This is a genomic window from Arsenophonus nasoniae DSM 15247 (assembly GCF_000429565.1).
Taxonomy (GTDB): Bacteria; Pseudomonadota; Gammaproteobacteria; order Enterobacterales; family Enterobacteriaceae; genus Arsenophonus; species Arsenophonus nasoniae.
Genome location: NZ_AUCC01000038.1, coordinates 1 through 22,096 on the forward strand (window position 1 = coordinate 1; position 22,096 = coordinate 22,096).

Sequence of the window (22,096 nt, forward strand, 5' to 3'; positions counted from 1 at the left end):
TGAAAAGAAAAGGGATGAAAACGGTTATTCCCCGAAAATCAAATGAAAAACTGGCTTCAGATGGACGCTCGCAACTTGATCGTGATGCTTATCGCCATCGCAACGTTGTGGAAAGGTGTTTTGGCCGTTTAAAGGAATATCGCCGGATCGCTACACGTTATGAAAAAACGGCAAGAAACTATCTAGCAATGGTGAAACTGGGCTGCATTCGCTTGTTTTACCGCCGATTACGCAATTAAGGGACACAGCCTAGTGTTAGGCCTGAAATAATAGCAGCCCAGCTAAAACCGAACCAATTATTAGTAGAATAATTTAGGCTGTTAGCTAAAATTGAATTTTGTATACCAAACCAACCGAGCAGGCTAACAGCGATAATTATCCCAACCAGTGATGAGCCCAAACGCCCAAATCCGCACCAACGAGAGAGTAAACTAATAGATAATCCCTCTTTTGCACCGGCAATCCCTAAACCCAAACTTAATAATTCTAGTATTAGTGTACCGCATAATGTTGCTATCATTGCTTGCTCAAATGTCATGGCATGACCCAACATTGCTCCGAGCATAAATTGGGATAGTGAAGTCATTTGCCCTATTCTGATTAATGTTACATTTAATAAACTTAATCTGGCACTAAGGGGCACCCTATATAGTGAATATGAAGCATGGTCAGACATATATTAATTTCCTTATTGTTTTGTATTTGATTTATTTGACAAATTTTATTTCATTTTTTAAAAATTTTTGTGGAATATATCTATCAAATCCGGTTGATTTACAGTATTCAATGAATTGTCTTAAACAATGCACGTCCACTTTTTTATAAATGCTTTTAAGATGGACTTCTACTGTTTGGATAGCAATGTTCAAGTATTTCGCTATTTCTTTACTATTAAGTTTCTGCTGGGCAAGGAAAACGATATCAAGTTCTCTATTGGAAAAAAGATCATTAGGCGGAGTGAATAAATATACAGAGGGATGGGCGATGTTTATACATAAGTTGGCTAATTCACGTCCGTGATAAATTGTTCCTATAATTTCACCAGATTCATTATAAAACGGCCGCTTTTCGAAAAAGTAGGGTTTTAATCTTTTTTCTTTAAAATTAAATGAGGTTTGAATAACCGCCTCTTTTTTGTCATTAAAAATTACATTGTTATCATGTATTATTAAATCTGAAGATAATTCTGCAACGGGATGAGGTAACTCGCTATCAAGTATACCTTCTATATTAAAATCGAGCTTTATCCCTAGATGACTAAAGTTATTAACATAAACATATCTCGAGTTTAAGTCTTTAATTCCCCATGGATCTTTCTCATGTTTTAAAAATGAGTATAAGCTACCTAAATTTTTGTCCGATATGGTTTTTCCCATTGAAATAACCTTTTTGTTTTTAAATGGCTAAACCTTTTTTTTATGAAAAATGATATCTTTTGCTTAGATTTTTAAATTTCGTGCATAGCATTAATTTTTTTTACAGTAAGATTACACTGGGATATATTTAAATAGTGATTTGGCCTTATTTTAAACGGTTGGATACTAGATTGATCAGGAATAATTTCTTCATTTTTTGAATATGGTGGCATTGAGGTATTGGTTAATGTTTGTGGATTTACTTTAAATGCTGAAGAAATATCTGGCGAGCTAGCACTGCTTTGCTGTAACTTGCTTATAACACTAGTAAAATGCCAATTATGTATAAAATCAACAAACATTTTTCATTCCCTTATTTTGATAGTGACAATTATCATTCGGGTATAGATTTGCAGGAGATAAAACTTCGCTTGTTAGAATTTCCTGATGTAAATATTACTTCAATCTAACCGAATTTTCTTACATGAAACAACAGTTAATTAAAGAATTTATATTTGAATTCTCGTATGTAATATTGCAAATGATAGATTTATCATATTGGATGTACTAAAAAAACGCTGATAATTATTATTAGCGTTTTTTAGTAATAAAAGATTTATTTTCTATGAATAGCTTTTACCACAACAGATAATTAATACTTTTTCAACAGAAAATAGGGCTAAAAATTTGGCAATAATTATTTAATTTAGAGATTTTTTAAGCCATGAAAAATAATTGATATCACCGCCGGTTACTGTTATTGCTAACAATTCGGGAACTTGATAAGGATGGTGGGTTTTTATGTGTGAAAAAACTTTATCTTGTAAACTGATATGCGTTTTGATGAGCATTTGTACTTCAGTTTGTTGTTCTAGCTCATCTTGCCAGTGATAAAACGAAATAGCTTTTGGTAAAAGCGTAACACAAGCTGCGAGTTTTTTCGTAAGTAATTGTTTAGTAATTATTTTTGCGGTAGCTTCATCGGGTGTTGTACAGAAAACAATGAGAAAACCTTCATTATTTTGATGTGAAATTGTTTCATTTAAATGCTGTTGCATCATAAGTAATTACCTTTGAGAATATGTTGAAAGGAATTAGAACGACTTTTTGAAACGAGTGTTAATTAATAAAAAAATATGTGAATTAAAAAATAGTTATATATAAATTATGTAGTAAAAACATCACGGCAGGTTAATTATTCTTTATGTAGATAATATATGTTAAAACCAACCTTTTATTCATTGTTGCTAATGTAATATAACCAAAAATAATATGGTGGGGTTGATTTATTATAAAGATATTTATCGATGAGATAATTGATATCTTAACTTAATAGATGATAGTAAATAATAAGAAAAAAATATAAATTTTATGTTAACTGATAAAGTAACGCTTTCTCTTGCAGATAATCCTTGGTAATTTGTATAAATAATTCGTTATTAAGGCATTGAAAAATGAAATATCATCGGTTAAATGAAGTTATTGAACTACTGCAACCTATATGGCAGGCATATCCAGAGTTAAATTTGGTTCAATTATTACAAAAATTAGCTGAAGAAGCTGGTTTTAAAGGCGAGCTATGTGATTTGACTGACGATACTTTGATCTATCATTTAAAATTGCGTAGTTCTCCAACGCAAGCCGTGATACCTGGGTTGAAAAAAGATTATGAAGACGATTTCAAAACAGCGCTTTTTCGTGCTCGAGGCATTATTAAAGATTAACCTGATAGAGATAATAAAGTGACACAACAAAGCGCTTTTCATTTCAAAACGATTACCCTGGATTTAATTCTTGATGCATTAATAGAAGTCGGATTATACCCTGATTCAGGGATAATCGAGTTGAATAGTTATGAAAATCGAGTTTACCAGTTTGTAGATGAACAGCGTAAACGTTACGTGGTGAAATTTTATCGTCCAGCCCGCTGGAGTCGGACGCAGATTCAAGAAGAACATGATTTTATGTTATCTTTGCATGAAGCTGGTTTATCCGTTATTGCTCCGCTATTTTTTGCTGGGCAAACTGTATTGGAGTATAGAGATTTTTTGTATGCAATTTTTCCAGTTGTTGGTGGGCGGCAATATGAAGCTGATAACTTGCTACAGTTAGAAGAGGTTGGCCGATTAATTGGACGGATCCATCAAATAGGATACCAACACAATTTTACCTCCCGCCCGACTATTGGAATTGATGAATATTTAATTACACCGCGTAATATTTTAGCTAACACTTCTTTATTGGCTACTGATTTAAAACCGAGTTTTCTATTAGTTGTTGATAAACTGATTATAGAAGTAAAAAAAAGGTGGTCTCAACAGTATCGTTGCCTTCGCTTACAAGGTGATTGTCATCCTGGTAATATTTTGTGGCGAGATGGCCCTTTTATTGTCGATTTTGATGATGCTCGTAATGGCCCAGCAATACAAGATTTATGGATGCTTTTAAACGGCGAACGTCGGGAACAACGAATTCAACTGGAAATATTATTAGAAGGTTATACTGAATATACGCATTTTGATAATGAACAGTTATCTCTGATTGAGCCTTTAAGGGCAATGCGGATGGTGCATTATTTATCATGGATTGTTCGGCGTTGGGAAGATCCGGCTTTTCCACGTGCTTTTCCTTGGATGATTGAATATGATTTTTGGCATAAACAGCAGTTACTTTTTTCTGAACAGATCAATGCGCTGAATGAGCAGCCTTTGCAACCCGGTTTAGCATATTAATAAATAGAAAATATTTTTGGAGAATGAGTAATATGAACAAGTTTTGGTTAGTCTTAATAGGGTTAGTAATGTCTTATGGTGTTTCTGCGGCAAGTTACACGGAAGGTACTGAATTTATCAAAATACAAAAAACGGTACAAAATGCCCCGCGCGTAGTAGAGTTTTTTTCTTTTTACTGTCCACATTGTTATCAATTTGAATCCGTCTATCATGTATCACAAACAGTAGCAAAAAATTTACCTAAAGATATTAAAATGGAACGTTACCATGTTGATTTTTTGGGGCCACTAGGCGCTGAGTTAACCAAAGCCTCGACGGTAGCAATGGTGTTAAAAGTTGAGGATAAAGTGTCACCGTTGCTGTTTGAAGGAATCCAAAAGTCAGAATCGATAAATACACCCGCTGATATTAAAGCAGTATTTATTAAAGCCGGCGTCAAAAGTGAAGAATATGATGCAGCGCTAAATAGTTTTGTCGTTAAATCGTTGGTGGTAAAACAGCAGCAAGCAGCAAACGATTTTCAATTACGTGGCGTGCCAGCTATGTTTGTTAATGGTAAATATATGGTGCGTAACAATGGAATAACAATTGAAAACGCTGATCATTATGCTAAAGCTTATTCTGATGTTGTTAACTTTTTAATTAGCAAATAAGTAAGTCTTTTTTCCGCCCTTTTTTAATAGCGCCATGTTGTACCAACTGTTTAACATATTGGTACAACAGCGGATTTTTTCTTTTTTTTGGCATATTATTCTGTAATATCCACAAAAAAATGTTAACCAACAAAAATGGCAATACGATATTATTTTTATCCGTAACGTCTTGATTCTCATTTAATATTATTTTCTAAGCTAAATCTGTTTAACTATTGAATATAGTATAATAAGAAGATTTACACACAAGTTTATCCACAGGATGTTCCGGTGCTATCAGCGGTGGAAAAGTGACAAATTGAAAATAGATTCAGGCAAAATTCGTCTCTCTCTCATGAGTGTGGCATTCTATCACTATTAATTACTTTGATGATGAAAAAGACTATGGTTCAAATTGCAGAAAACCCATTTATTCTCGTTGATGGCTCTTCTTACCTTTATCGTGCATATCATGCTTTTCCCCCATTAACCAATAGTGCAGGAGAGCCAACCGGTGCTATGTATGGTGTTCTTAACATGCTCCGTAGTTTAATAATGCAATATAAGCCGAGTCATATTGCGGTAGTATTTGATGCGAAAGGAAAAACTTTTCGGGATGAATTATTTGAGCAGTACAAATCTCAACGACCACCGATGCCTGATGATTTGCGTGAACAGATAGCGCCGTTACATGAAATGGTTGCAGCTATGGGGCTTCCTCTACTGGTTGTTGCTGGTGTAGAAGCTGATGATGTAATAGGTACATTAGCTTTACAGGCTAGTAAGAAAGGGTTACCCGTATTAATCAGTACAGGTGATAAAGACATGGCTCAATTAGTGACTGCTGATATTACACTCATTAATACTATGACAAACACCCTTTTAGGACCGGCAGAAGTTGCTGATAAATATGGTGTGCCGCCTGAGTTGATGGTTGATTTTCTCGCGTTGATGGGGGATTCTTCCGATAATATTCCTGGTGTACCTGGTGTCGGAGAAAAAACAGCATTAGCTTTATTACAAGGCATTGGCGATCTGGCAACAATTTACCAGGACTTATCAGCAATTGCCCCATTGGGATTTCGTGGCTCGAAAACATTGGCAGAAAAGATGGCACAACATAAAGATATTGCTTTCTTATCTTATAAATTAGCCACGATTAAGACTAATGTTGACTTAACGACTGATTATGATGGGTTGGTTATGCAGGCGCCTGATATCGAAAAATTACATGCGCTTTTTAGTCGTTACGAATTTAAGCGTTGGTTAACTGATTTACAAAATGGTGGTTGGCTAACGAAAAAAACAGGTCAATCTCCAACAACTGTCTCGGTTAACAATAATGATATTTCTTTAGCTAAAGAGCCTGTTGCCGCATTATCAACAGAACATTATCAAACGATATTGACCAAAGCTGATTTGATGCAATGGGTTGAAAAATTACAATCGGCAAAGTGTTTTGCCTTTGATACTGAAACTGACAGCCTTGATACGCTATCTGCCCATCTCATTGGACTCTCTTTTGCCATTGAAAAAGGTAAAGGGGCTTATCTTCCGCTAGGGCATAATTATCTTGATGCGCCACAACAATTACCCTTAGATGAGGTATTAGCGGCAATAAAACCGATTTTAGTTGACAAAAATATTCAAAAGATTGGTCAGAATTTAAAATTCGATTACGGTGTGATGGCAAATTATGATATTGAATTAAAAAATATGGCCTTTGATACGATGTTGGAATCTTATGTATTAAATAGTGTCGCCGGACTTGGACGTCATGATATGGATAGTTTGGCACAACGGCATCTCAACCATAAAACCATAACCTTTGAAGAGATTGCCGGCAAAGGAAAAAATCAGCTAACTTTCAATCAAATCCCACTTGAGCAAGCGTCAACTTATGCAGCCGAAGATGCAGACGTCACTTTATTATTACACCAAACGCTTTGGCCTCAACTTGAGTCAGAACCAAAATTAAAAGGCATTTTTCAACAGATAGAAATGCCGCTAGTACCTGTATTAGCCCGTATGGAGCGAGTAGGGGTGCTTATCGATGCAAATAAGCTTGCTAAACAATCTCGGGAAATAGCAAGCCGATTAATGGAAATTGAAAAAGAAGCTTATGCTATTGCTGAGCAAGAATTTAATTTAGCATCACCAAAACAATTACAAGCTATTTTGTTTGAAAAACTTCAACTACCAGTGGTAAAGAAAACACCTAGTGGGGCGCCTTCCACTAATGAGGAAGTTCTAGAGGAGCTGGCCTTTAGTCATGAGCTACCAAAAATTATTTTGCAACACCGTAGCTTGTCAAAATTAAAATCGACATACACCGATAAACTACCGATGATGATCCATCCAAAAACGAAACGGGTACACACTTCTTATCACCAGGCAGTAACGGCAACCGGTAGACTCTCTTCTCGTGATCCTAATTTACAAAATATTCCGGTTAGAACTGAGGAAGGACGCAGGATCCGTCAAGCGTTTATTGCTCGGGAAGGTTATAAAATTGTCGCCGCAGATTATTCGCAGATCGAATTGCGTATTATGGCTCATCTTTCGCAGGATAAAGGATTGCTTGATGCTTTTGCCGAAGGACAAGATATTCATCGAGCAACTGCGGCAGAGGTTTTTGGTGTATTGTTGACTGATGTTACTAATGAACAGCGTCGTAGCGCAAAAGCGATTAATTTTGGTTTAATCTATGGTATGAGCGCTTTTGGATTATCCCGTCAGTTAGGAATTACGCGTGGCCAAGCGCAGCATTATATGGATCGTTATTTTGAGCGCTATCCTGGTGTTTTAAGTTATATGGAACGTACTCGTAAGCAAGCTGCCGAGCAAGGATATGTTGAAACGCTAGCAGGACGTCGACTCTATTTGCCTGATATTAATTCGCGTAATGCAATGCGACGTAAAGCATCTGAACGTGAAGCTATTAACGCACCAATGCAAGGAACGGCGGCCGATATTATAAAGAAAGCGATGATCGCATTAGATAAATGGATTGAATCGGTAAAACCTGATCTTTATATGTTGATGCAAGTACACGATGAATTAGTATTTGAAGTAAAAGAGTCTGCGGTTGATCGGTCACAACAAAAAATCCGTCAGTTAATGGAACAAAGTATGCAACTAACTGTTCCACTAAAAGTTGATGTTGGTATTGGTGATAATTGGGATGAAGCACACTAATTAATAAAGTATTTTACCCAAGGAGGCTGCATTTTTTATGCTATTTGTCGATAAAAACTTTAATTAAACCAACTTATTTTTATTGGTGACAAAATAACGTAATAGGTCATCACTTACTTTTATTCGATGAGCAACCCAACAGTTTTAGCTAAGCAATGCAGTTTTTATCACTAAAAATATATAATATTGATTAATTATGTACTAAAGTTAGCAAAAAATAAGTATTGATTACATTAAGTAAAGTTATAGCCTCAATACAGTGAAAAAAAGTAACAAAACAACTTTTTTTCTTCGCGAAATAAAGTAAAGTAATTCGCGTAGGGTACAGAGGTAAGATGTTCTATTTTTAAAATCTATTACTTTATGTAATCAGATAAGCTGATTATTAAGCTGCTCTAGTCAAATAATTGACTAGAGCATTTTTTTATTTGTATTTAAGAAAATATAAAAATATCGATAAAAAATGTCTTTAATTATTCTTTATGTAGATTAATTGTGTTCAGAATGTTGTTCGTTAAACCATTCATCTAATTTAAGTTGTAATTTATCAATACCCATTTTTTTTAATGAAGAAAAGGTTTCAACTTGTATATTACCAGCCACTGTTTTTAATTTATTATGTACTGCTATAAGTTGAGTTTTTCTTTTATTCGGTACTAGTTTGTCTGCTTTGGTTAGCAATATAAGTATCGGGATATTCATCGCCACAGACCATTCAATCATCTGTATATCCATATCTTTTAATGGATGACGAATGTCCATTAATATTATCAACCCTTTTAAACATTTTCTTTTTTGTAGATATTCACTTAATGCTTGTTGCCATTGGCGTTTAACTGATTCGGGCACTTCTGCATAACCGTAACCAGGTAAATCAACCAGTCTAATACCCTCTGCGACTTCGAACAGATTGATTAACTGTGTTCTGCCAGGCGTTTTACTAGTACGCGCTAAATTTTTTTGTTGGGTCAGTGCATTCAATGCGCTGGATTTACCGGCGTTAGAACGGCCAGCGAAGGCAATTTCTATCCCATGATCGTTTGGTAAATGGTGAATATCAGGCGCACTTGTGACAAATTTTGTCTGGTGATAGTTGTAATTTTTGTTTGTCATCATTGTTTCTCGCTGATTTCGGCTTAAAGTAGAGAAATTATACCTGTAAGAGGATAATTTAAGCTAGTAATAGCTACATGAAAGATAGATGATTATCTGTTAATGAATTTTATTAAAAATAACATTTTTTACATAAGAAAAAAATATGAAATGTGACAGAATAGATCCTATTATTTAATTAGGTCAATTTAGGCCAGTTATGTATTTTTACTTAGTATAATGACCTGACGGTACTAAATTTTAGCTTACATTCTCATCTAAAATATAATTAAAAGGAACTTGAATGTTAAAACGTTTTTTTGTGTCACTACTGGTAGCGTCTATGGTTAGTATCTCTTCTTTTGCTATCGCAACAGAGGGTACTATTGTTAAATTAGTGACTTCTGAGGGTGATATCGAACTTGAATTAAATAATAAAAAAGCGCCTATAACCACCGATAATTTTATTCAATATGTAAAAGAAGGTTACTATCAAAATACCATTTTCCATCGTGTGATCCCAGGTTTTATGATCCAAGGGGGGGGCTTTATTAGTGATTTGCAACCTCAATTAAATATTCGCTTGCCAATTAAAAATGAAGCTGATAATGGGTTACGAAATTTACGTGGTACAATTGCAATGGCGCGCACAGCAGCTAAGGATAGTGCGACTAGCCAATTTTTTATCAATATAGCAGATAATGCATTCTTAGATCATGGCCAACGTGATTTTGGCTATGCTGTTTTTGGTAAAGTGATTAAAGGAATGGATGTTGTTGACAAAATTTCGAATGTAACAACAACAGATATTGGACCCTACCAAAATGTGCCAACTCAAGAAATAAAAATTATTTCTGCCAATGTAAAATAATTTATTTAATAGCAGGAAATATTTTTCTGCTATTAAGTTTAACGTAATTGTTAATATTCAATGGACAATTAAAAAACTAAAATAACTTATCGGCCTTTATCTTGCTATTAGTGGAAAAACTTTACTTTATAATAAAACAAAATTTCCATCAGTTTATTAATTTATATCGTTATCATTATTGAAATGAGGAATTATTGTTTGAGTAAGCTACTACCTAGTTGCCAGAAACTAATAGAAAATATTGTAGAACCTAAAATAGAACATAACAATAATCAATTTTCAGATTTGTTGAATATGGCGCCTATGTCTACTTATTTTTTGGATGAGAAAATTAAATACATACCAGGCAAAAAAATTCGATTTTCTGAAAAAACACAGATGCTTATTTCAGGTTCAACTACATTAAGCCGGGCATTGAAAACAATGGAAGTTGATGGTTGGAAATTAGTTGTAGCGCAACGAGGGCAAGGAACGGCTACCGATTTGCGGAGAAAAACTGTTTTTATTTCAAGTCGAGTTTTAAATCATCCTAATTTGACTATACAAGCACTATCTCATGAAATTGGGCATATTTTTTATACAGAAAAGCCAAATATAAAATCTAAATCAAATTTTATTTCATATTTTTTAGCGAGTGAAGGTGCTGCGACGATTAAAAATATTGAAATCCAACGAGAAATTATTAATCATATGGCAGTAGATATTGGAATTATGGCAAATCCAAGAAATATAAAATGTTATAATGAAGTCTATGATAATTATCTTATTGATAACAAATTTGATGAAGCGACTAAATATATTGGTGAAATTTATCGATATAACGAAATAACATCAAATAATTTAAAACCTTATGGTCAATATTATAACGAAGTTTATAATGATTTATAGTTATCATTTATAATTATTATAATTGATAATGATTTTATTTATTAAAATGAAACATTTTGATTGATTTTTGTGAGCTATTTTTTTCTGCGGTTATGGTATGATAGCCAGCTTTGTTGTTATGGTATCATAATCTGTACAATTTGCCTTAATAATAAAGATCAAAATTAAGGAATTATTACTATAAAAATCATTTGGATAGCTAGTTATGCTTTTGATAATTGATAACTATGATTCGTTTACCTATAACCTTTATCAATATCTGTGTGAATTAGGGGTTAATGTCGTGGTTAAGCGTAATGATGCAATAACTATCTCGGAGATAGAAACATTAGCTCCGACACATTTAGTCATTTCACCAGGTCCGTGTACACCTAACGAGGCGGGTGTTTCCCTAGATACAATTTCCTATTTCGCCGGTAAGATCCCAATTTTGGGTGTTTGTCTTGGTCACCAGGCGATTGGACAGGCTTTTGGTGCTTCTATTGTCAAAGCGAGAGAAGTAATGCATGGTAAAGTATCAGCAATTCATCATAATCAGCAAGGTATTTTTAAAGGATTAAATCGCCCATTACAGGTAACGCGTTATCATTCTTTGGTAATTGATGCTGGAACATTACCCGCAACTTTTGAAGTGACTGCTTGGACACTACATGATGGAAATATTGATGAAATTATGGGGATTCGGCATAAAACACTCCCTATTGAAGGTGTCCAATTTCATCCAGAAAGTATCTTGAGCGAGCAAGGACATGAGTTATTAAATAATTTTCTAAAGTATTAATTTATTAGAAGTTAGATTAGGTTTGGCTATTTATATTCAATGAGTAATATAACTATCAATGTTGGATAAAATAGGCTTTATTTTGCTTGCATTATAAATTTCCATAGGGCAAAAAGGAGTTTATAGTAAGGTATCTGTTTATATATTATTAAAATAGGTTTTTTTGTATTTAGTATCGATAAAGGACTACTTTTAAAGATAATAAAAAAATTTTTGTTAAATTTTTTGTTATCAATAAATGGTACCATGATAATCATCTGTAAACGTGTTTTTGCGGACAAAACCAGTAATAATAGCTATCGGGTACTGGTTGATAGGGTATGGCCTCGAGGCATTAGAAAGCAAGATATTTGCTATGATGAATGGAATAAAAATGTTGCTCCCTCGAATAATTTAAGAAAATGATATTCATAAATATACAGCAAATTTTGAACAGTTTAAGCGACTTTATTTTGCAGAATTAGAAAATAATCCTAATAGTTGGCAACATTTATTGCTTAAAACAAAATCAGACTGTTTGGTGCTTCTTTTTTTCAGCAAAGATAAAGATCATAATAATGCCGTAGGATTAAAATCATTATTTGGAAAATAAACTTAATAAAGTTTGATTATTATATTTTAGCTATCTAGTTAATTTTCTAATAGATAGTCCAGTTATTTTTAATTTTAAATATCCTATTAAAGCAATGTCATCATTCAGCTATCCAATTTATTCTGTTTACTATCGTTTTTATTTGCTTTTTTATTATTATTGTGGATTATATATTCATAATTGATTTATATTAATAAAAATAACAATAAAGAAGTTTATGAAACCAATACGCTACATAAACGTAGGTACTGGTTTATAAAATATTAACGCGTACCGTAAACGACAATGGTTTTACCGTGAGCAGAAATCAGATTTTGATCTTCTAGCATTTTTAAAATACGCCCCACTGTTTCGCGTGAGCATCCCACTATTTGACCTATCTCTTGACGAGTGATTTTAATTTGCATTCCATCTGGATGCGTCATCGCATCAGGTTGTTTGGCTAAATTTAATAATGTTTGTGCGATGCGGCCTGTGACATCTAAAAAAGCTAGATTACCGACTTTCTCAGAAGTTGTTTGTAAGCGTTTAGCCATTTGCGCTGATAACCGCATTAAGATATCTGGATTTACCTGTATTAATTGGCGGAATTTTTTATAAGAGATTTCAGCGACTTCACAGGCGCTTTTAGCTCTAACCCAAGCTGTTCGTTCTTGCCCTTCCTCAAATAATCCAAGTTCACCAATAAAGTCCCCTTGATTCAGGTAGGAAAGGATCATTTCTTTTCCTTCTTCATCTTTAATCAAAACAGCAACAGAACCTTTTACAATATAATAAAGCGTTTCTGCTTTTTCGCCCTGATGAATAAGAGTGCTTTTGGATGGATATTTGTGAATATGGCAGTGTGACAAAAACCATTCAAGAGTAGGGTCTGTGTGTGGTTTGCCGAAAAGCATTCGCGTAATCCTCTAATGTTATTGCAGCCTGAATACCAAAATACGAGTCTTCACAAGGCTGGCTTATCTTATAAAGTTCTAACATAGCATACTAACTTGTTTAGTTTGGAAACGTTAATATTAACTATAGGGTATATTGATTCGGAATTTTTGGTATTGATCTTAACCATACTATAAATGTGCTTTTGCTTTGTAGCATAATAAAAGCATCCTGTCTCTACTGTCTCGATTCAGCAATATTGTTTAAGCCAAAAAATTCATATTTTAGCAATAAGTTGATTAGTTTTATTGTATTTATTAATAAGTATCACTAAGTAAATATTACAATTAAAAATTAAACTCGAATAATAATATATTATTTCATAAGTTATCAAATTATAGCAAAATAAATATTAACACTATAAAATAATTACTTAATAAAATAATTAACAGGTAAACATTAACGTTATTATTATGATATACATAAAAGATAATTTTATGTATAGTTTGAATCTTAAAATGGTTGTAAGAATAAAAAATTGATATAAGTAAAAATATAATGCTGTATTGTTAACTTCTTTTATGGATAATTTTTTTATTAGTGACGAGCTTTTTTACTAATGGAGTCATAATTAACTCCAATGCTAAACCTAGCTTTCCACCTGGAACAACTAAAGTATTCATTGATGATATGAATGAATTATGTAGCATGGATAAAAGATAGGGAAAATCAATCTGGGTCAGACCATTAAATCGGATTACTATAAAACTTTCATCGGGAGAAGGAATCGCTTTAGCGGAAAAAGGATTAGAGGTATCAACGGTTGGAACACGTTGAAAGTTGATATGGGTGCGAGAAAATTGTGGGGTGATGTATTTAATGTAATCTCCCATTGAACGGATAACGGAATCCATCACGGCTTCTCTTGAATGCCCCCGTTCTGATGTATCACGAATTAGCTTTTGGATCCATTCAAGATTAACAATAGGCACAACGCCGACTAATAAGTCTACATGTTTAGCAACATTGTATTTTGATGTTACAATACCACCATGTAACCCTTCATAAAATAATATATCGGTATTTTTAGGTAAGGGTTCCCATGGCGTAAAAGTTCCAGGTTGAAGATTGTAGGGAACGGCTTCATCGTAGGTGTGTAAATAATGTCGACGTTTTCCTGTCCCTTTTTCGCCATACTCGATTAAACTTTGTTCTAACAAACCAAAATCATTGGATTCAGGCCCAAAATAACTAATATGACGGCTCTGTTCTTTAGCTTTACGAATAGCAACATCCATTTCAGGGCGAGTATAACGATGAAAGCTATCACCTTCAATGGTTGCTGCCGAAAGCTTTAATTGGGTAAAGATTTTTTGAAATGCAAGGCTAGTAGTGCTGGTGCCCGCACCACTGGAACCTGTTACTGCAATGATCGGATGATTAACTGACATATAAGTGGCTTCCATTACTCATTCAGATAATACAATGTTTTAACACATTAATTACAATGACGTAAAAATTTCTTTTTAGTTAGTGATGCATACAGTTATTTAAGGATGTAATTGTGTTTTTGGCAAAATATTTATCGTTTCATGTAATTCAGACCAGACAAGCACAACACTTCCTAAACGCAATTGCTGCTTAATGTCGTCAACTTTTTCATCCAGCGTTTTTTCATCTTTACCGTAATCCGTTCCTTCTCGTAAAACAAAGCTTTCAATCAAATTATTTAACGTATCCGCTGTTAGCTGTTGCCATGGAATAATCATAAATTACGGCTCCAGATGTGGGGTTAACCAATCAGGTATGCGTTCCTCAAGCCACATTTTAGGCTGTTTTAATGTGCCACTAACAAACCCAACATGACCACCATGTTCTGTCATTTGATACTCTATATTAGCGGGTAATTGATTGATATCCGGTACAACTTCAGGCGCCATAAAAGGATCATCTTTTGCATGAATGATCAGTGTTGGCACACGAATATTCGGTAACCGGGGCAGAGCACTACATTGATGATAATAATCCGCCGCATCTTTAAAACCGTGTATTCTTGCCGTGACGACATTATCAAAATCACGTAGCCGTTTTAGTTTTTTTAGTTGTAGCAAATTAAGTGGTAATGAACCTGGGTAGCGAATGAGTTTGCGTGTTGCATTACGTTTTAGGCCATTGAGTAAATAACGTTCATAAAATTGTGAAATCCCTTTTTCTAAACGAATTGAACAAGGTTCTAACATTAAAGGAGCGGAAACAATCACTCCGGCATTAACATCAGCATATTGTCCGGTTTCTGCTAAATAGCAAGCTAACATATTACCACCCAGGGAGTAGCCAACAGCGGCAATGGGTACTTGACCGTAAATTGTTTTCTGCCATTTGAGGAAGTAACGGGCATCGGTAATTTCACCGGAATGATAAATACGTTTTTGCCGATTTGGTTCTCCACTACAGCCACGAAAATGCATAATGACACCGAGCCACCCTCTTTTTTTCGTCGCTTCCAACATGCCATGGGCATATGGACTTCTAAAGCTGCCTTCTAAGCCGTGAAAGATGACCAGTCGAGGTTTATGCTTTGCATATTTGGGATCTTCACTCCAAGCGAGATCAATAAAATCGCCATCAGGCAATTCGAGGCGTTGCCACAGTGGTTTGATTTGCGGCTTTTTCCTCACAATACGGGGCAATAGTGTTTGTAAATGAGGGTTTTTAGCCCAATTTATTGGTTGAAAATTTTTACTCATAATTGTAAATCTAAATAATTAATTTTACATATATTCTGATAATATATTGTTATTTTTAATGTGAAAAAAGATTAATCATAGTTAATCAAAGGATCTTAAATGAGTCATGGGCTGATTTTTGCACTATTTACTTTTTTATTTATTGTGGCGATTACGCCTGGTCCAAATAATTTATTATTTACGTCATCAGGTGCTCAGTATGGTTTACGGCGTTCAATACCTTTAATGTTCGGCGTAATATTTGGTATCCAAAGTATTCTATTTATTTCTGCTGGTGGCCTTGCTGTTCTTTTACTGGTTTCGCCGGTGTTACAAATTATAATGAAACTCGTTGGAAGTTTTTATTTATTATGGCTTGCTTGGAAACTCGCTACATCCCACCATGTGCAACTTAATACAGAGTCTCAAGTTGCTAAATCAATTAAATGGTATCAAGGGAGCTTATTACAATTCTTGAATCCCAAGGCATGGATGATGGGGCTTGGGGCGGTTAGTAGTTATAGTGTGGCTGATAACTACGTTAACTCGATTTTGATCATAAGTTTTGTTATGTTGATTGTCAATTTAATCGGTGGTTTTGTCTGGGTCGGCTTTGGTTCGTTAATTGGCACCCTGCTTCGTGGGCGTAATGCTTGGTTTATTTTTAATATTACAATGAGTATTTTTACTCTCGCTTGTATTCCTTTTATTTGGTTGCAATAGCGATGCAAAAAAGGGAATCCCCTTTTTTGCATTAATTTAGATCGATATTTTTACTAGCGAACAAATAAGTAAAAATAAAACCAAATAAATAGGAAATCAGTAAGCCAGCAATATAAATAAGTATTCCGTTAAAAATACCGGTTGTCGATGTCATCAATGGAATAGCAATTAATCCGGATGGGCCGAAAACTGAATTGAGTCCAATTGGTTGACCTAACCAGGCAACTAATCCAATAAAAAAGCCACCAGCGGCTCCCCCTAAACAAGCGGTTATAAAAGGTTTAATGCGCGGTAGCGTCACACCATAGATTAAAGGCTCAGCAATACCTAATATACCTGGGATTATTGCCCCACGTATCTGATTACGTAAGCTAGAATCTTTAGCTGATTTGATATAGAGCGCAAATGCTGCACCAATCTGACCGCCGCCAGCCATAGCCAGGATTGGGAAAAGAGGATTGAAACCTTGTGTCTCCATTAATGCGAAATAAACCGGTATAAAACCTTGATGAACGCCAAAAACAACCGCGATCAAAAATAGACCAGCTAATATAGCAGTACCAAATGGATTGCCATTTAAGTGTATAAATAACCAGGACATACCAGTAAACAAATAACTGCCAATTGGCATAATAATGGTATAGGTAATGGCGCCAACAATAAGTAATGTGATTGCTGAAGTCAGTATCATATCTAAGTTGGCAGGAATGATTTTCCTGATTTGTTGTTCAACCCAGGCACCACAGATACAAGCGAGTAAAATACCAATAATGTTACCCCGAGGATCAATGGTATAATTGAAAAAGGTACTCATATTGGAGAAAAAGCCTGTTGTTGCGTGTGGATCGTAGCCTAGAATAAAAAGTGACGCAATAATGGCACCATTAACACCTGAACCGCCGAAAACTTTTTGCGTATTGTAACCAATTAGGATCCCTAGAAAAGCATAAAGCCCTTTGCTAAAGACAGACATATAGAGTATTAAGTGAACAAGAAAAGTCTGTTGTGCTGCTTCAGTTGGCAGACCCGCTGGATAGTATACTTGTTTGGCCAATGTTGCGAAGCCAAGTAATAAACCAACAGCAATGAAACCCGGTATCAGTGGGGTAAAGATGGTGGCAAAAGTGGATAAAAATTTATGAACGACACTAGTTTGTTTAGTTTTTAATTGTTTTTTGTTGTCGGCAGCAATTTTTTGCAAATCATTGCGAGTGGGTAATATTGTTTCTGTCTCAGTGCTGTTTGCTAATAATTGTTTCATCATATTATTAGCTGTTTGCGCATTACCTGGACCTAATACAATTTGTAGTTGTTTATCACTTTCAATAATTCCTAATACGCCAGGAATTTGTTTGAGGCGATTTTTATCAACTAATTGTATGTCATGCAACGTTATGCGTAAGCGTGTCATACAGTTGCCGTATTGAATAATATTTTTAGCACCGCCAATAGTTATCAGTATTTCTTTTAGCATTTCATTAGTTATTTTTGCCATGGTACTTTTCCTTTAAAACGATTATTGATGGCCAGTATGCTGTTTTAAGGCGGCACGAATAAAACCATGATTATCAGCTAGTGTTTGTTTAGCTTGTTGGGCATTAAAGCCGGTAAGGATCATAACGATAGCGGTTTTACAATGATTATTACATTCAATAAGAGCATGTTCTGCTGTTGCTCGGTCACACTCCGTTGCAGCCATGACAATCTGTTTTTGTCGTTCAATAAGTTTAGCATTGGTTGCTTCTACATCTACCATTAGGTTACCGTATACTTTTCCAATCCGTATCATGGCACCTGTAGTGATCATATTAAGAACTAGCTTTTGCGCTGTACCGGCTTTCATTCGTGAAGAGCCAGTAATCACTTCTGGTCCGACAATTGGTGTTATTGCAATATCTGCTATGTTGACCATTTCACTGTTGGGGTTACAACTAATACAAGCAACGGTTGCTCCTGTCGTTTTAGCATAGTTCATTGCACCTAGCACATAGGGTGTGCGGCCACTTGCAGCGATGCCAACTAAAACATCTTTTTGATTGAAATTAAAAGCTTTAAGATCATCAGCACCAAGCTGTGGATTATCTTCAGCATTTTCTACCGCTTGAAGAATCGCCAGGTGTCCACCTGCGATTAGGCCGACTACCATGTCACGAGGGGTGCCATAGGTTGGTGGACACTCACTTGCATCTAAAATGCCTAAACGGCCTGAAGTGCCAGCACCACTGTAAAACAGTCTACCACTATGCTGAAAAGCATAGGCAACTTTGTCAATAACAAGCGCAATTTCAGTGAGCGTTTGTTCAACAGCAATCGGCACTTTCTTATCTTCCTGGTTAATGATTTTTAATATATCTAAGGTTGATAATGTATCAATGTTATTGCTAATAGGGTTACGACTTTCTGTTACCATTTTGTTTAGATCTAATGTCATTTGATGTTTCCTATATGCCAATTTTAAGAAATATTAAGGAATTATTTATTCTTTATATGTGTTATTGATCACAAAGCGATCTATTCTTATTTAATGGTAATAAGGGAATAAGAGAAAAATGAAAATAATATTTTGCTAGCTAATTTATTGTTTAAACAGCCATTAATTGATTAGAATAATGAATAATAAAATAGGAATAATTTATCATAATTATTTTAATCGGTGATCCTGATATTATGAATAATCTTAAGTATAGCATGGCGATATTGAGTAAAATTTCATGGTTGTTACCTCAGTTAGCGTTAAATCAGCAGAAAATCGCAACCTTTATTCTTGAACAACCACAAACGGTATTACTACTTTCATCACAACAAATCGCTGAACAAATAGGTGTCAGTCAATCCGCTATTGTTAAATTTAGTCAGAAAGTTGGTGTCAAGGGATTCCCGGCTTTAAAGCTGGCTATTAGTGAAGAGTTAGGGCGTAAGCAAGTACTCACTGAGCGATCACATAACGTTATTCATAATCAGATAGCTAGCAATGATAGTTTGATGGTTATTGCACAGAAACTGGCACAAGAAAAAATTGATTCTGTCATGGAAACAACACGACAAATTAATTATCCGATTTTTAATAAAGTTGCTACATTGGTTAATAATGCACAAAGAGTACAGATTGTTGGCATTGGTGGGTCAGGCTTAGTAGCCAAAGATCTCTATTATAAATTGCAAAAAATAGGTATTACTACGCTAGTTGATTTAGATCACCATGTTCAGATAACGACAGCGCTAACCCTTACTGCAAAAGATATTCAGATTGCTATTTCATTTAGTGGGAAGCGAAAAAATATTTGTGAGGCAGCAGCAATTGCTAAGCAGCATGGAGCTAAGGTGATTGCTATTGTTGGTAATAAACAACAAAAACCATTAGTGAAATTAGCTGATTATGTATTGGAAAGTGTTGCAGGTGAAAATGAATGGCGTAGTTCATCAATTTCTTCTCGTGCTGCACAAAATACGCTGACCGATTTATTATTCCTAGCGCTATTACAAAAAAGGGAGGAAAAAGCCCGATCGTTAATCATAAATGCCCGTTTAATGATCAATAAATTAGATGAGTAGTGACTGATGGCACTAACCTCATTCAAGTTTCTCTTAATCATACTTTATTGATTATATAAAAAAGAGCAGCGTTGAATTGAGTTATGCCTGATATTCGAACTCTTTTATCATATTTTCCAGTGTTTCTTGCCGTGCTAGCCACTCGGTTTCGACTTCCTCTAATGTTAATTTTGTTTCAGTTTGCTGTCTGAGGTAATTGCTAAGCTCAGATTTACGATTATGGTTATAAATATCACTGTCAGCCAGTTTTTGTTCAATTTGAACTAATTGATTAGATAAACTTGTTACCTTTTGTTCTAACATTGATAACTGTTTTCTGATTGGTTGCGTGCGTTGGCGGAATTCTGCTTCACGTCGTTTTTGTTCTTTACGATCTTGGGCAGTTAAGTTACCTGATAGCATCTTATCTTGTAACTGTTCCTGACGAATTTGTTGGTGCTGTTGTTTATTCTGGTCTATTAACCATTTTTGATAATCCGCCAGATCACCGTCAAAAGGTTCAACCTGACCTTGATGAATGCGGTAAAACTCATCGGTTGTTGAGCGTAGTAAATGGCGATCATGAGACACAACAATTAAGGCACCATCAAATGCAATCAATGCTTCTGTTAATGCCTGTCGCATATCCAAATCTAAATGGTTAGTTGGTTCATCAAGTAGCAGAAGATTGGGCCGCTGCCAGACAATCAAGGCTAATACTAATCTTGCTTTTTCCCCGCCGGAAAAATGTATACAAGGCTCATTTACCTTGTCGCCTTTAAAGCCAAAGCCACCAAGATAGTCGCGCATATATTGTTCAGTTTCTTGCACAGCAAGGCGACTAAGGTGTTGTAAAGGCGATTCATCTATGCGCAAATAATCTAATTGATGTTGCGCAAAATACCCGAGCTTAATGCCTTTAGCTAAGGAAATTTCCCCCTGTTGAGGTAATAGATCACCAGAAAGTAACTTGATTAAAGTTGATTTACCCGCCCCGTTACGGCCGAGTAAACCAATTCTTGAGCCAGGAACCAGATTAAGTTTAATCGATTTTAAGATCACTTTGTTGCCATAACCAGCGCTAACTTTTTCCATTTTAAGCAAAGGATTAGGCAAACAATCGGGTGCTCGAAACGAAAAATGAAATGGATTATCAACATGAGCAGGGGCAACTAACTCCATACGCTCTAGCATTTTAATCCGGCTTTGTGCTTGTTTAGCTTTTGACGCTTTATAACGAAAGCGATCAATATATTTTTTTAAGTGAGTCACTTTTTCCTGTTGATTGTCGTAAAGCGCTTGTTGTTGCGCTAATTTAGTCGCTCTTTGTTGCTCAAAGGAAGTATAATTACCCGTATATTCAAATAAATTTTCTTGCTCGATATGCAGCACTTTCTCAATGATAGGATCGAGAAAATCTCTATCGTGGGAAATCAGAATTAACGTACCGGGATAATTTTTAAGCCATTTTTCTAACCAAATAACCGCATCTAAATCTAAATGGTTAGTTGGTTCATCCAGTAACAAAAGATCAGAACGGCAAATTAACGCTTGCGCTAGATTTAGTCGCATCCGCCATCCGCCGGAAAAGGCACTAACAGGTTCTTCTATTTGTAATTGGGAAAAACCTAAACCGTGTAATAAACTAGCGGCACGAGCATGAATGGTCCAGGCATTGATCGCATCCAATTGACCATGTATTAATGCAATAGCATGACCATCATTTTCATCATTTGCTTGTTGCAATCGTTTTTCTAGTTTGCGGTATTCATAATCGCCATCAATGACATATTCAATGGCAGATTTTTTTAGGGCAGGTGTTTCTTGATTTACCCAAGCGAGAGCCCAAGTTGCTGGAAAAGTAATGCTTCCTGCTTCAGGTTGCATTTCACCTTTGATTGCAGAAAATAAAGTCGATTTTCCACAGCCGTTTTTGCCAATTAAACCTACTTTTTGGCCTGGTGTGATGGAAGCTGTTGCATTATTTAATAAAACCCGAATACCGCAGCGTATTTGTAGTGAAGAAAATACAATCATATAAACCGTATCTTGATAATATATTAAATCATTTATAATTTTAAAGAATATAAATGGCCTTT

General features: G+C 35.0%; 23 protein-coding genes and 1 pseudogene. 12 read left to right on the forward strand and 12 right to left on the reverse strand.

The window, feature by feature from the left end; all coding sequences use genetic code 11:
- Positions 1-239 (forward strand): IS5/IS1182 family transposase (locus tag G468_RS0109725; RefSeq protein WP_026822960.1); only part of this gene is annotated, 239 nt, incomplete at its 5' end.
- A gap of 17 nt (positions 240-256) precedes the next feature.
- On the opposite strand, the pseudogene G468_RS0109730 reads toward G468_RS0109725, so the two are convergent.
- From G468_RS0109730 to cutA, 4 genes and pseudogenes are all read right to left on the reverse strand, one after another.
- Positions 257-676, reverse strand: a pseudogene (locus G468_RS0109730) (cytosine permease); the annotation flags it as partial.
- Positions 677-707: 31 nt separating this feature from the next.
- Positions 708-1,376, reverse strand: a complete 669-nt coding sequence (locus G468_RS0109735; RefSeq protein ID WP_034249708.1) for a PAS and helix-turn-helix domain-containing protein — start codon at positions 1,374-1,376, stop codon at positions 708-710.
- 71 nt (positions 1,377-1,447) lie between these two features.
- Entirely contained in the window at positions 1,448-1,717 is a 270-nt protein-coding gene (locus G468_RS0109740) for a helix-turn-helix domain-containing protein (RefSeq protein ID WP_026822963.1), read from the reverse strand.
- 339 nt (positions 1,718-2,056) lie between these two features.
- Positions 2,057-2,413 carry a divalent cation tolerance protein CutA gene (gene cutA / locus G468_RS0109745; protein ID WP_051297035.1) on the reverse strand — a complete coding sequence of 119 codons (357 nt, stop codon included), beginning with the start codon at positions 2,411-2,413 and terminating at the stop codon, positions 2,057-2,059.
- A 396-nt stretch (positions 2,414-2,809) separates the two neighbouring features.
- On the opposite strand from cutA, the gene G468_RS0109750 reads away from it, so the two are divergent.
- The 4 genes from G468_RS0109750 (at position 2,810) to polA (ending at position 7,917) form a co-directional block, all read left to right on the forward strand.
- On the forward strand, positions 2,810-3,079 hold the full coding sequence (locus G468_RS0109750; RefSeq protein WP_026822965.1) for a YihD family protein: 270 nt from the start codon (positions 2,810-2,812) through the stop codon (positions 3,077-3,079).
- Between the two features lie 18 nt (positions 3,080-3,097).
- Positions 3,098-4,087, forward strand: coding sequence for a serine/threonine protein kinase (locus G468_RS0109755; protein WP_026822966.1), 990 nt, complete (start codon positions 3,098-3,100; stop codon positions 4,085-4,087).
- 32 nt (positions 4,088-4,119) lie between these two features.
- Positions 4,120-4,740, forward strand: coding sequence for a thiol:disulfide interchange protein DsbA (gene dsbA, locus G468_RS0109760; protein WP_026822967.1), 621 nt, complete (start codon positions 4,120-4,122; stop codon positions 4,738-4,740).
- A 384-nt stretch (positions 4,741-5,124) separates the two neighbouring features.
- Complete coding sequence (polA, locus tag G468_RS0109765; protein WP_026822968.1) at positions 5,125-7,917, forward strand: DNA polymerase I; 2,793 nt, start codon at positions 5,125-5,127, stop codon at positions 7,915-7,917.
- A 489-nt stretch (positions 7,918-8,406) separates the two neighbouring features.
- Here the strand turns inward: polA and yihA are convergent, their stop codons facing one another.
- Positions 8,407-9,030, reverse strand: a complete 624-nt coding sequence (gene yihA, locus G468_RS0109770) for a ribosome biogenesis GTP-binding protein YihA/YsxC (protein WP_026822969.1) — start codon at positions 9,028-9,030, stop codon at positions 8,407-8,409.
- A gap of 283 nt (positions 9,031-9,313) precedes the next feature.
- On the opposite strand from yihA, the gene ppiA reads away from it, so the two are divergent.
- The 5 genes from ppiA (at position 9,314) to G468_RS25100 (ending at position 12,141) form a co-directional block, all read left to right on the forward strand.
- Positions 9,314-9,880, forward strand: a complete 567-nt coding sequence (ppiA, locus tag G468_RS0109775; protein ID WP_026822970.1) for a peptidylprolyl isomerase A — start codon at positions 9,314-9,316, stop codon at positions 9,878-9,880.
- Positions 9,881-10,078: 198 nt separating this feature from the next.
- Positions 10,079-10,768, forward strand: coding sequence for a hypothetical protein (locus tag G468_RS0109780; protein WP_026822971.1), 690 nt, complete (start codon positions 10,079-10,081; stop codon positions 10,766-10,768).
- 205 nt (positions 10,769-10,973) lie between these two features.
- Complete coding sequence (locus G468_RS0109785) at positions 10,974-11,549, forward strand: aminodeoxychorismate synthase component II (RefSeq protein WP_026822972.1); 576 nt, start codon at positions 10,974-10,976, stop codon at positions 11,547-11,549.
- A gap of 246 nt (positions 11,550-11,795) precedes the next feature.
- On the forward strand, positions 11,796-11,954 hold the full coding sequence (locus G468_RS25095; RefSeq protein ID WP_276324668.1) for a DUF488 domain-containing protein: 159 nt from the start codon (positions 11,796-11,798) through the stop codon (positions 11,952-11,954).
- 1 nt (position 11,955) lies between these two features.
- Positions 11,956-12,141 (forward strand): DUF488 family protein, N3 subclade, encoded by a 186-nt coding sequence (locus G468_RS25100; RefSeq protein ID WP_276324669.1) that lies wholly within the window; start codon positions 11,956-11,958, stop codon positions 12,139-12,141.
- A gap of 263 nt (positions 12,142-12,404) precedes the next feature.
- Here G468_RS25100 and crp read toward each other — a convergent pair whose 3' ends face one another.
- The 4 genes from crp to G468_RS0109815 form a co-directional block, all read right to left on the reverse strand.
- Positions 12,405-13,037, reverse strand: coding sequence for a cAMP-activated global transcriptional regulator CRP (crp, locus tag G468_RS0109800; RefSeq protein WP_026822973.1), 633 nt, complete (start codon positions 13,035-13,037; stop codon positions 12,405-12,407).
- A gap of 549 nt (positions 13,038-13,586) precedes the next feature.
- Entirely contained in the window at positions 13,587-14,468 is an 882-nt protein-coding gene (locus G468_RS0109805; protein WP_026822974.1) for a phosphoribulokinase, read from the reverse strand.
- Positions 14,469-14,567: 99 nt separating this feature from the next.
- Positions 14,568-14,786: a YheU family protein gene (locus tag G468_RS0109810; RefSeq protein WP_026822975.1), complete on the reverse strand. Its 219-nt coding sequence runs from the start codon at positions 14,784-14,786 to the stop codon at positions 14,568-14,570.
- A 3-nt stretch (positions 14,787-14,789) separates the two neighbouring features.
- Positions 14,790-15,764 carry a hydrolase gene (locus G468_RS0109815; protein ID WP_026822976.1) on the reverse strand — a complete coding sequence of 325 codons (975 nt, stop codon included), beginning with the start codon at positions 15,762-15,764 and terminating at the stop codon, positions 14,790-14,792.
- A 99-nt stretch (positions 15,765-15,863) separates the two neighbouring features.
- Here G468_RS0109815 and G468_RS0109820 point away from each other — a divergent pair, with 99 nt between their 5' ends.
- Complete coding sequence (locus G468_RS0109820) at positions 15,864-16,466, forward strand: LysE family translocator (protein ID WP_026822977.1); 603 nt, start codon at positions 15,864-15,866, stop codon at positions 16,464-16,466.
- A gap of 31 nt (positions 16,467-16,497) precedes the next feature.
- On the opposite strand, the gene murP is transcribed toward G468_RS0109820, so the two are convergent.
- Both murP and murQ read right to left on the reverse strand, forming a co-directional pair.
- Positions 16,498-17,961 carry a PTS N-acetylmuramic acid transporter subunit IIBC gene (gene murP / locus G468_RS0109825; protein WP_026822978.1) on the reverse strand — a complete coding sequence of 488 codons (1,464 nt, stop codon included), beginning with the start codon at positions 17,959-17,961 and terminating at the stop codon, positions 16,498-16,500.
- A 21-nt stretch (positions 17,962-17,982) separates the two neighbouring features.
- Positions 17,983-18,897 carry an N-acetylmuramic acid 6-phosphate etherase gene (murQ, locus tag G468_RS0109830; RefSeq protein ID WP_026822979.1) on the reverse strand — a complete coding sequence of 305 codons (915 nt, stop codon included), beginning with the start codon at positions 18,895-18,897 and terminating at the stop codon, positions 17,983-17,985.
- Positions 18,898-19,154: 257 nt separating this feature from the next.
- Between murQ and G468_RS0109835 the strand changes: the two genes are divergently transcribed.
- Positions 19,155-20,018 carry a MurR/RpiR family transcriptional regulator gene (locus tag G468_RS0109835; RefSeq protein ID WP_026822980.1) on the forward strand — a complete coding sequence of 288 codons (864 nt, stop codon included), beginning with the start codon at positions 19,155-19,157 and terminating at the stop codon, positions 20,016-20,018.
- Positions 20,019-20,099: 81 nt separating this feature from the next.
- Here G468_RS0109835 and G468_RS0109840 read toward each other — a convergent pair whose 3' ends face one another.
- A complete protein-coding gene (locus G468_RS0109840; RefSeq protein ID WP_026822981.1) occupies positions 20,100-22,034 on the reverse strand; it encodes an ABC transporter ATP-binding protein in 1,935 nt (644 codons plus the stop codon).
- Positions 22,035-22,096 lie beyond the last annotated feature (62 nt).

Coding starts and splice junctions, on each gene's coding strand:
- G468_RS0109735 (WP_034249708.1), bottom strand. CDS start 1,376: ATGGGAAAAACCATATCGGACAAAAATTTAGGTAGCTTATACTCATTT.
- G468_RS0109740 (WP_026822963.1), bottom strand. CDS start 1,717: ATGTTTGTTGATTTTATACATAATTGGCATTTTACTAGTGTTATAAGC.
- cutA (WP_051297035.1), bottom strand. CDS start 2,413: ATGCAACAGCATTTAAATGAAACAATTTCACATCAAAATAATGAAGGT.
- G468_RS0109750 (WP_026822965.1), top strand. CDS start 2,810: ATGAAATATCATCGGTTAAATGAAGTTATTGAACTACTGCAACCTATA.
- dsbA (WP_026822967.1), top strand. CDS start 4,120: ATGAACAAGTTTTGGTTAGTCTTAATAGGGTTAGTAATGTCTTATGGT.
- polA (WP_026822968.1), top strand. CDS start 5,125: ATGGTTCAAATTGCAGAAAACCCATTTATTCTCGTTGATGGCTCTTCT.
- yihA (WP_026822969.1), bottom strand. CDS start 9,030: ATGACAAACAAAAATTACAACTATCACCAGACAAAATTTGTCACAAGT.
- ppiA (WP_026822970.1), top strand. CDS start 9,314: ATGTTAAAACGTTTTTTTGTGTCACTACTGGTAGCGTCTATGGTTAGT.
- G468_RS0109785 (WP_026822972.1), top strand. CDS start 10,974: ATGCTTTTGATAATTGATAACTATGATTCGTTTACCTATAACCTTTAT.
- G468_RS25095 (WP_276324668.1), top strand. CDS start 11,796: ATGATAATCATCTGTAAACGTGTTTTTGCGGACAAAACCAGTAATAAT.
- crp (WP_026822973.1), bottom strand. CDS start 13,037: ATGCTTTTCGGCAAACCACACACAGACCCTACTCTTGAATGGTTTTTG.
- G468_RS0109805 (WP_026822974.1), bottom strand. CDS start 14,468: ATGTCAGTTAATCATCCGATCATTGCAGTAACAGGTTCCAGTGGTGCG.
- G468_RS0109810 (WP_026822975.1), bottom strand. CDS start 14,786: ATGATTATTCCATGGCAACAGCTAACAGCGGATACGTTAAATAATTTG.
- G468_RS0109815 (WP_026822976.1), bottom strand. CDS start 15,764: ATGAGTAAAAATTTTCAACCAATAAATTGGGCTAAAAACCCTCATTTA.
- G468_RS0109820 (WP_026822977.1), top strand. CDS start 15,864: ATGAGTCATGGGCTGATTTTTGCACTATTTACTTTTTTATTTATTGTG.
- murP (WP_026822978.1), bottom strand. CDS start 17,961: ATGGCAAAAATAACTAATGAAATGCTAAAAGAAATACTGATAACTATT.
- murQ (WP_026822979.1), bottom strand. CDS start 18,897: ATGACATTAGATCTAAACAAAATGGTAACAGAAAGTCGTAACCCTATT.
- G468_RS0109835 (WP_026822980.1), top strand. CDS start 19,155: ATGGCGATATTGAGTAAAATTTCATGGTTGTTACCTCAGTTAGCGTTA.
- G468_RS0109840 (WP_026822981.1), bottom strand. CDS start 22,034: ATGATTGTATTTTCTTCACTACAAATACGCTGCGGTATTCGGGTTTTA.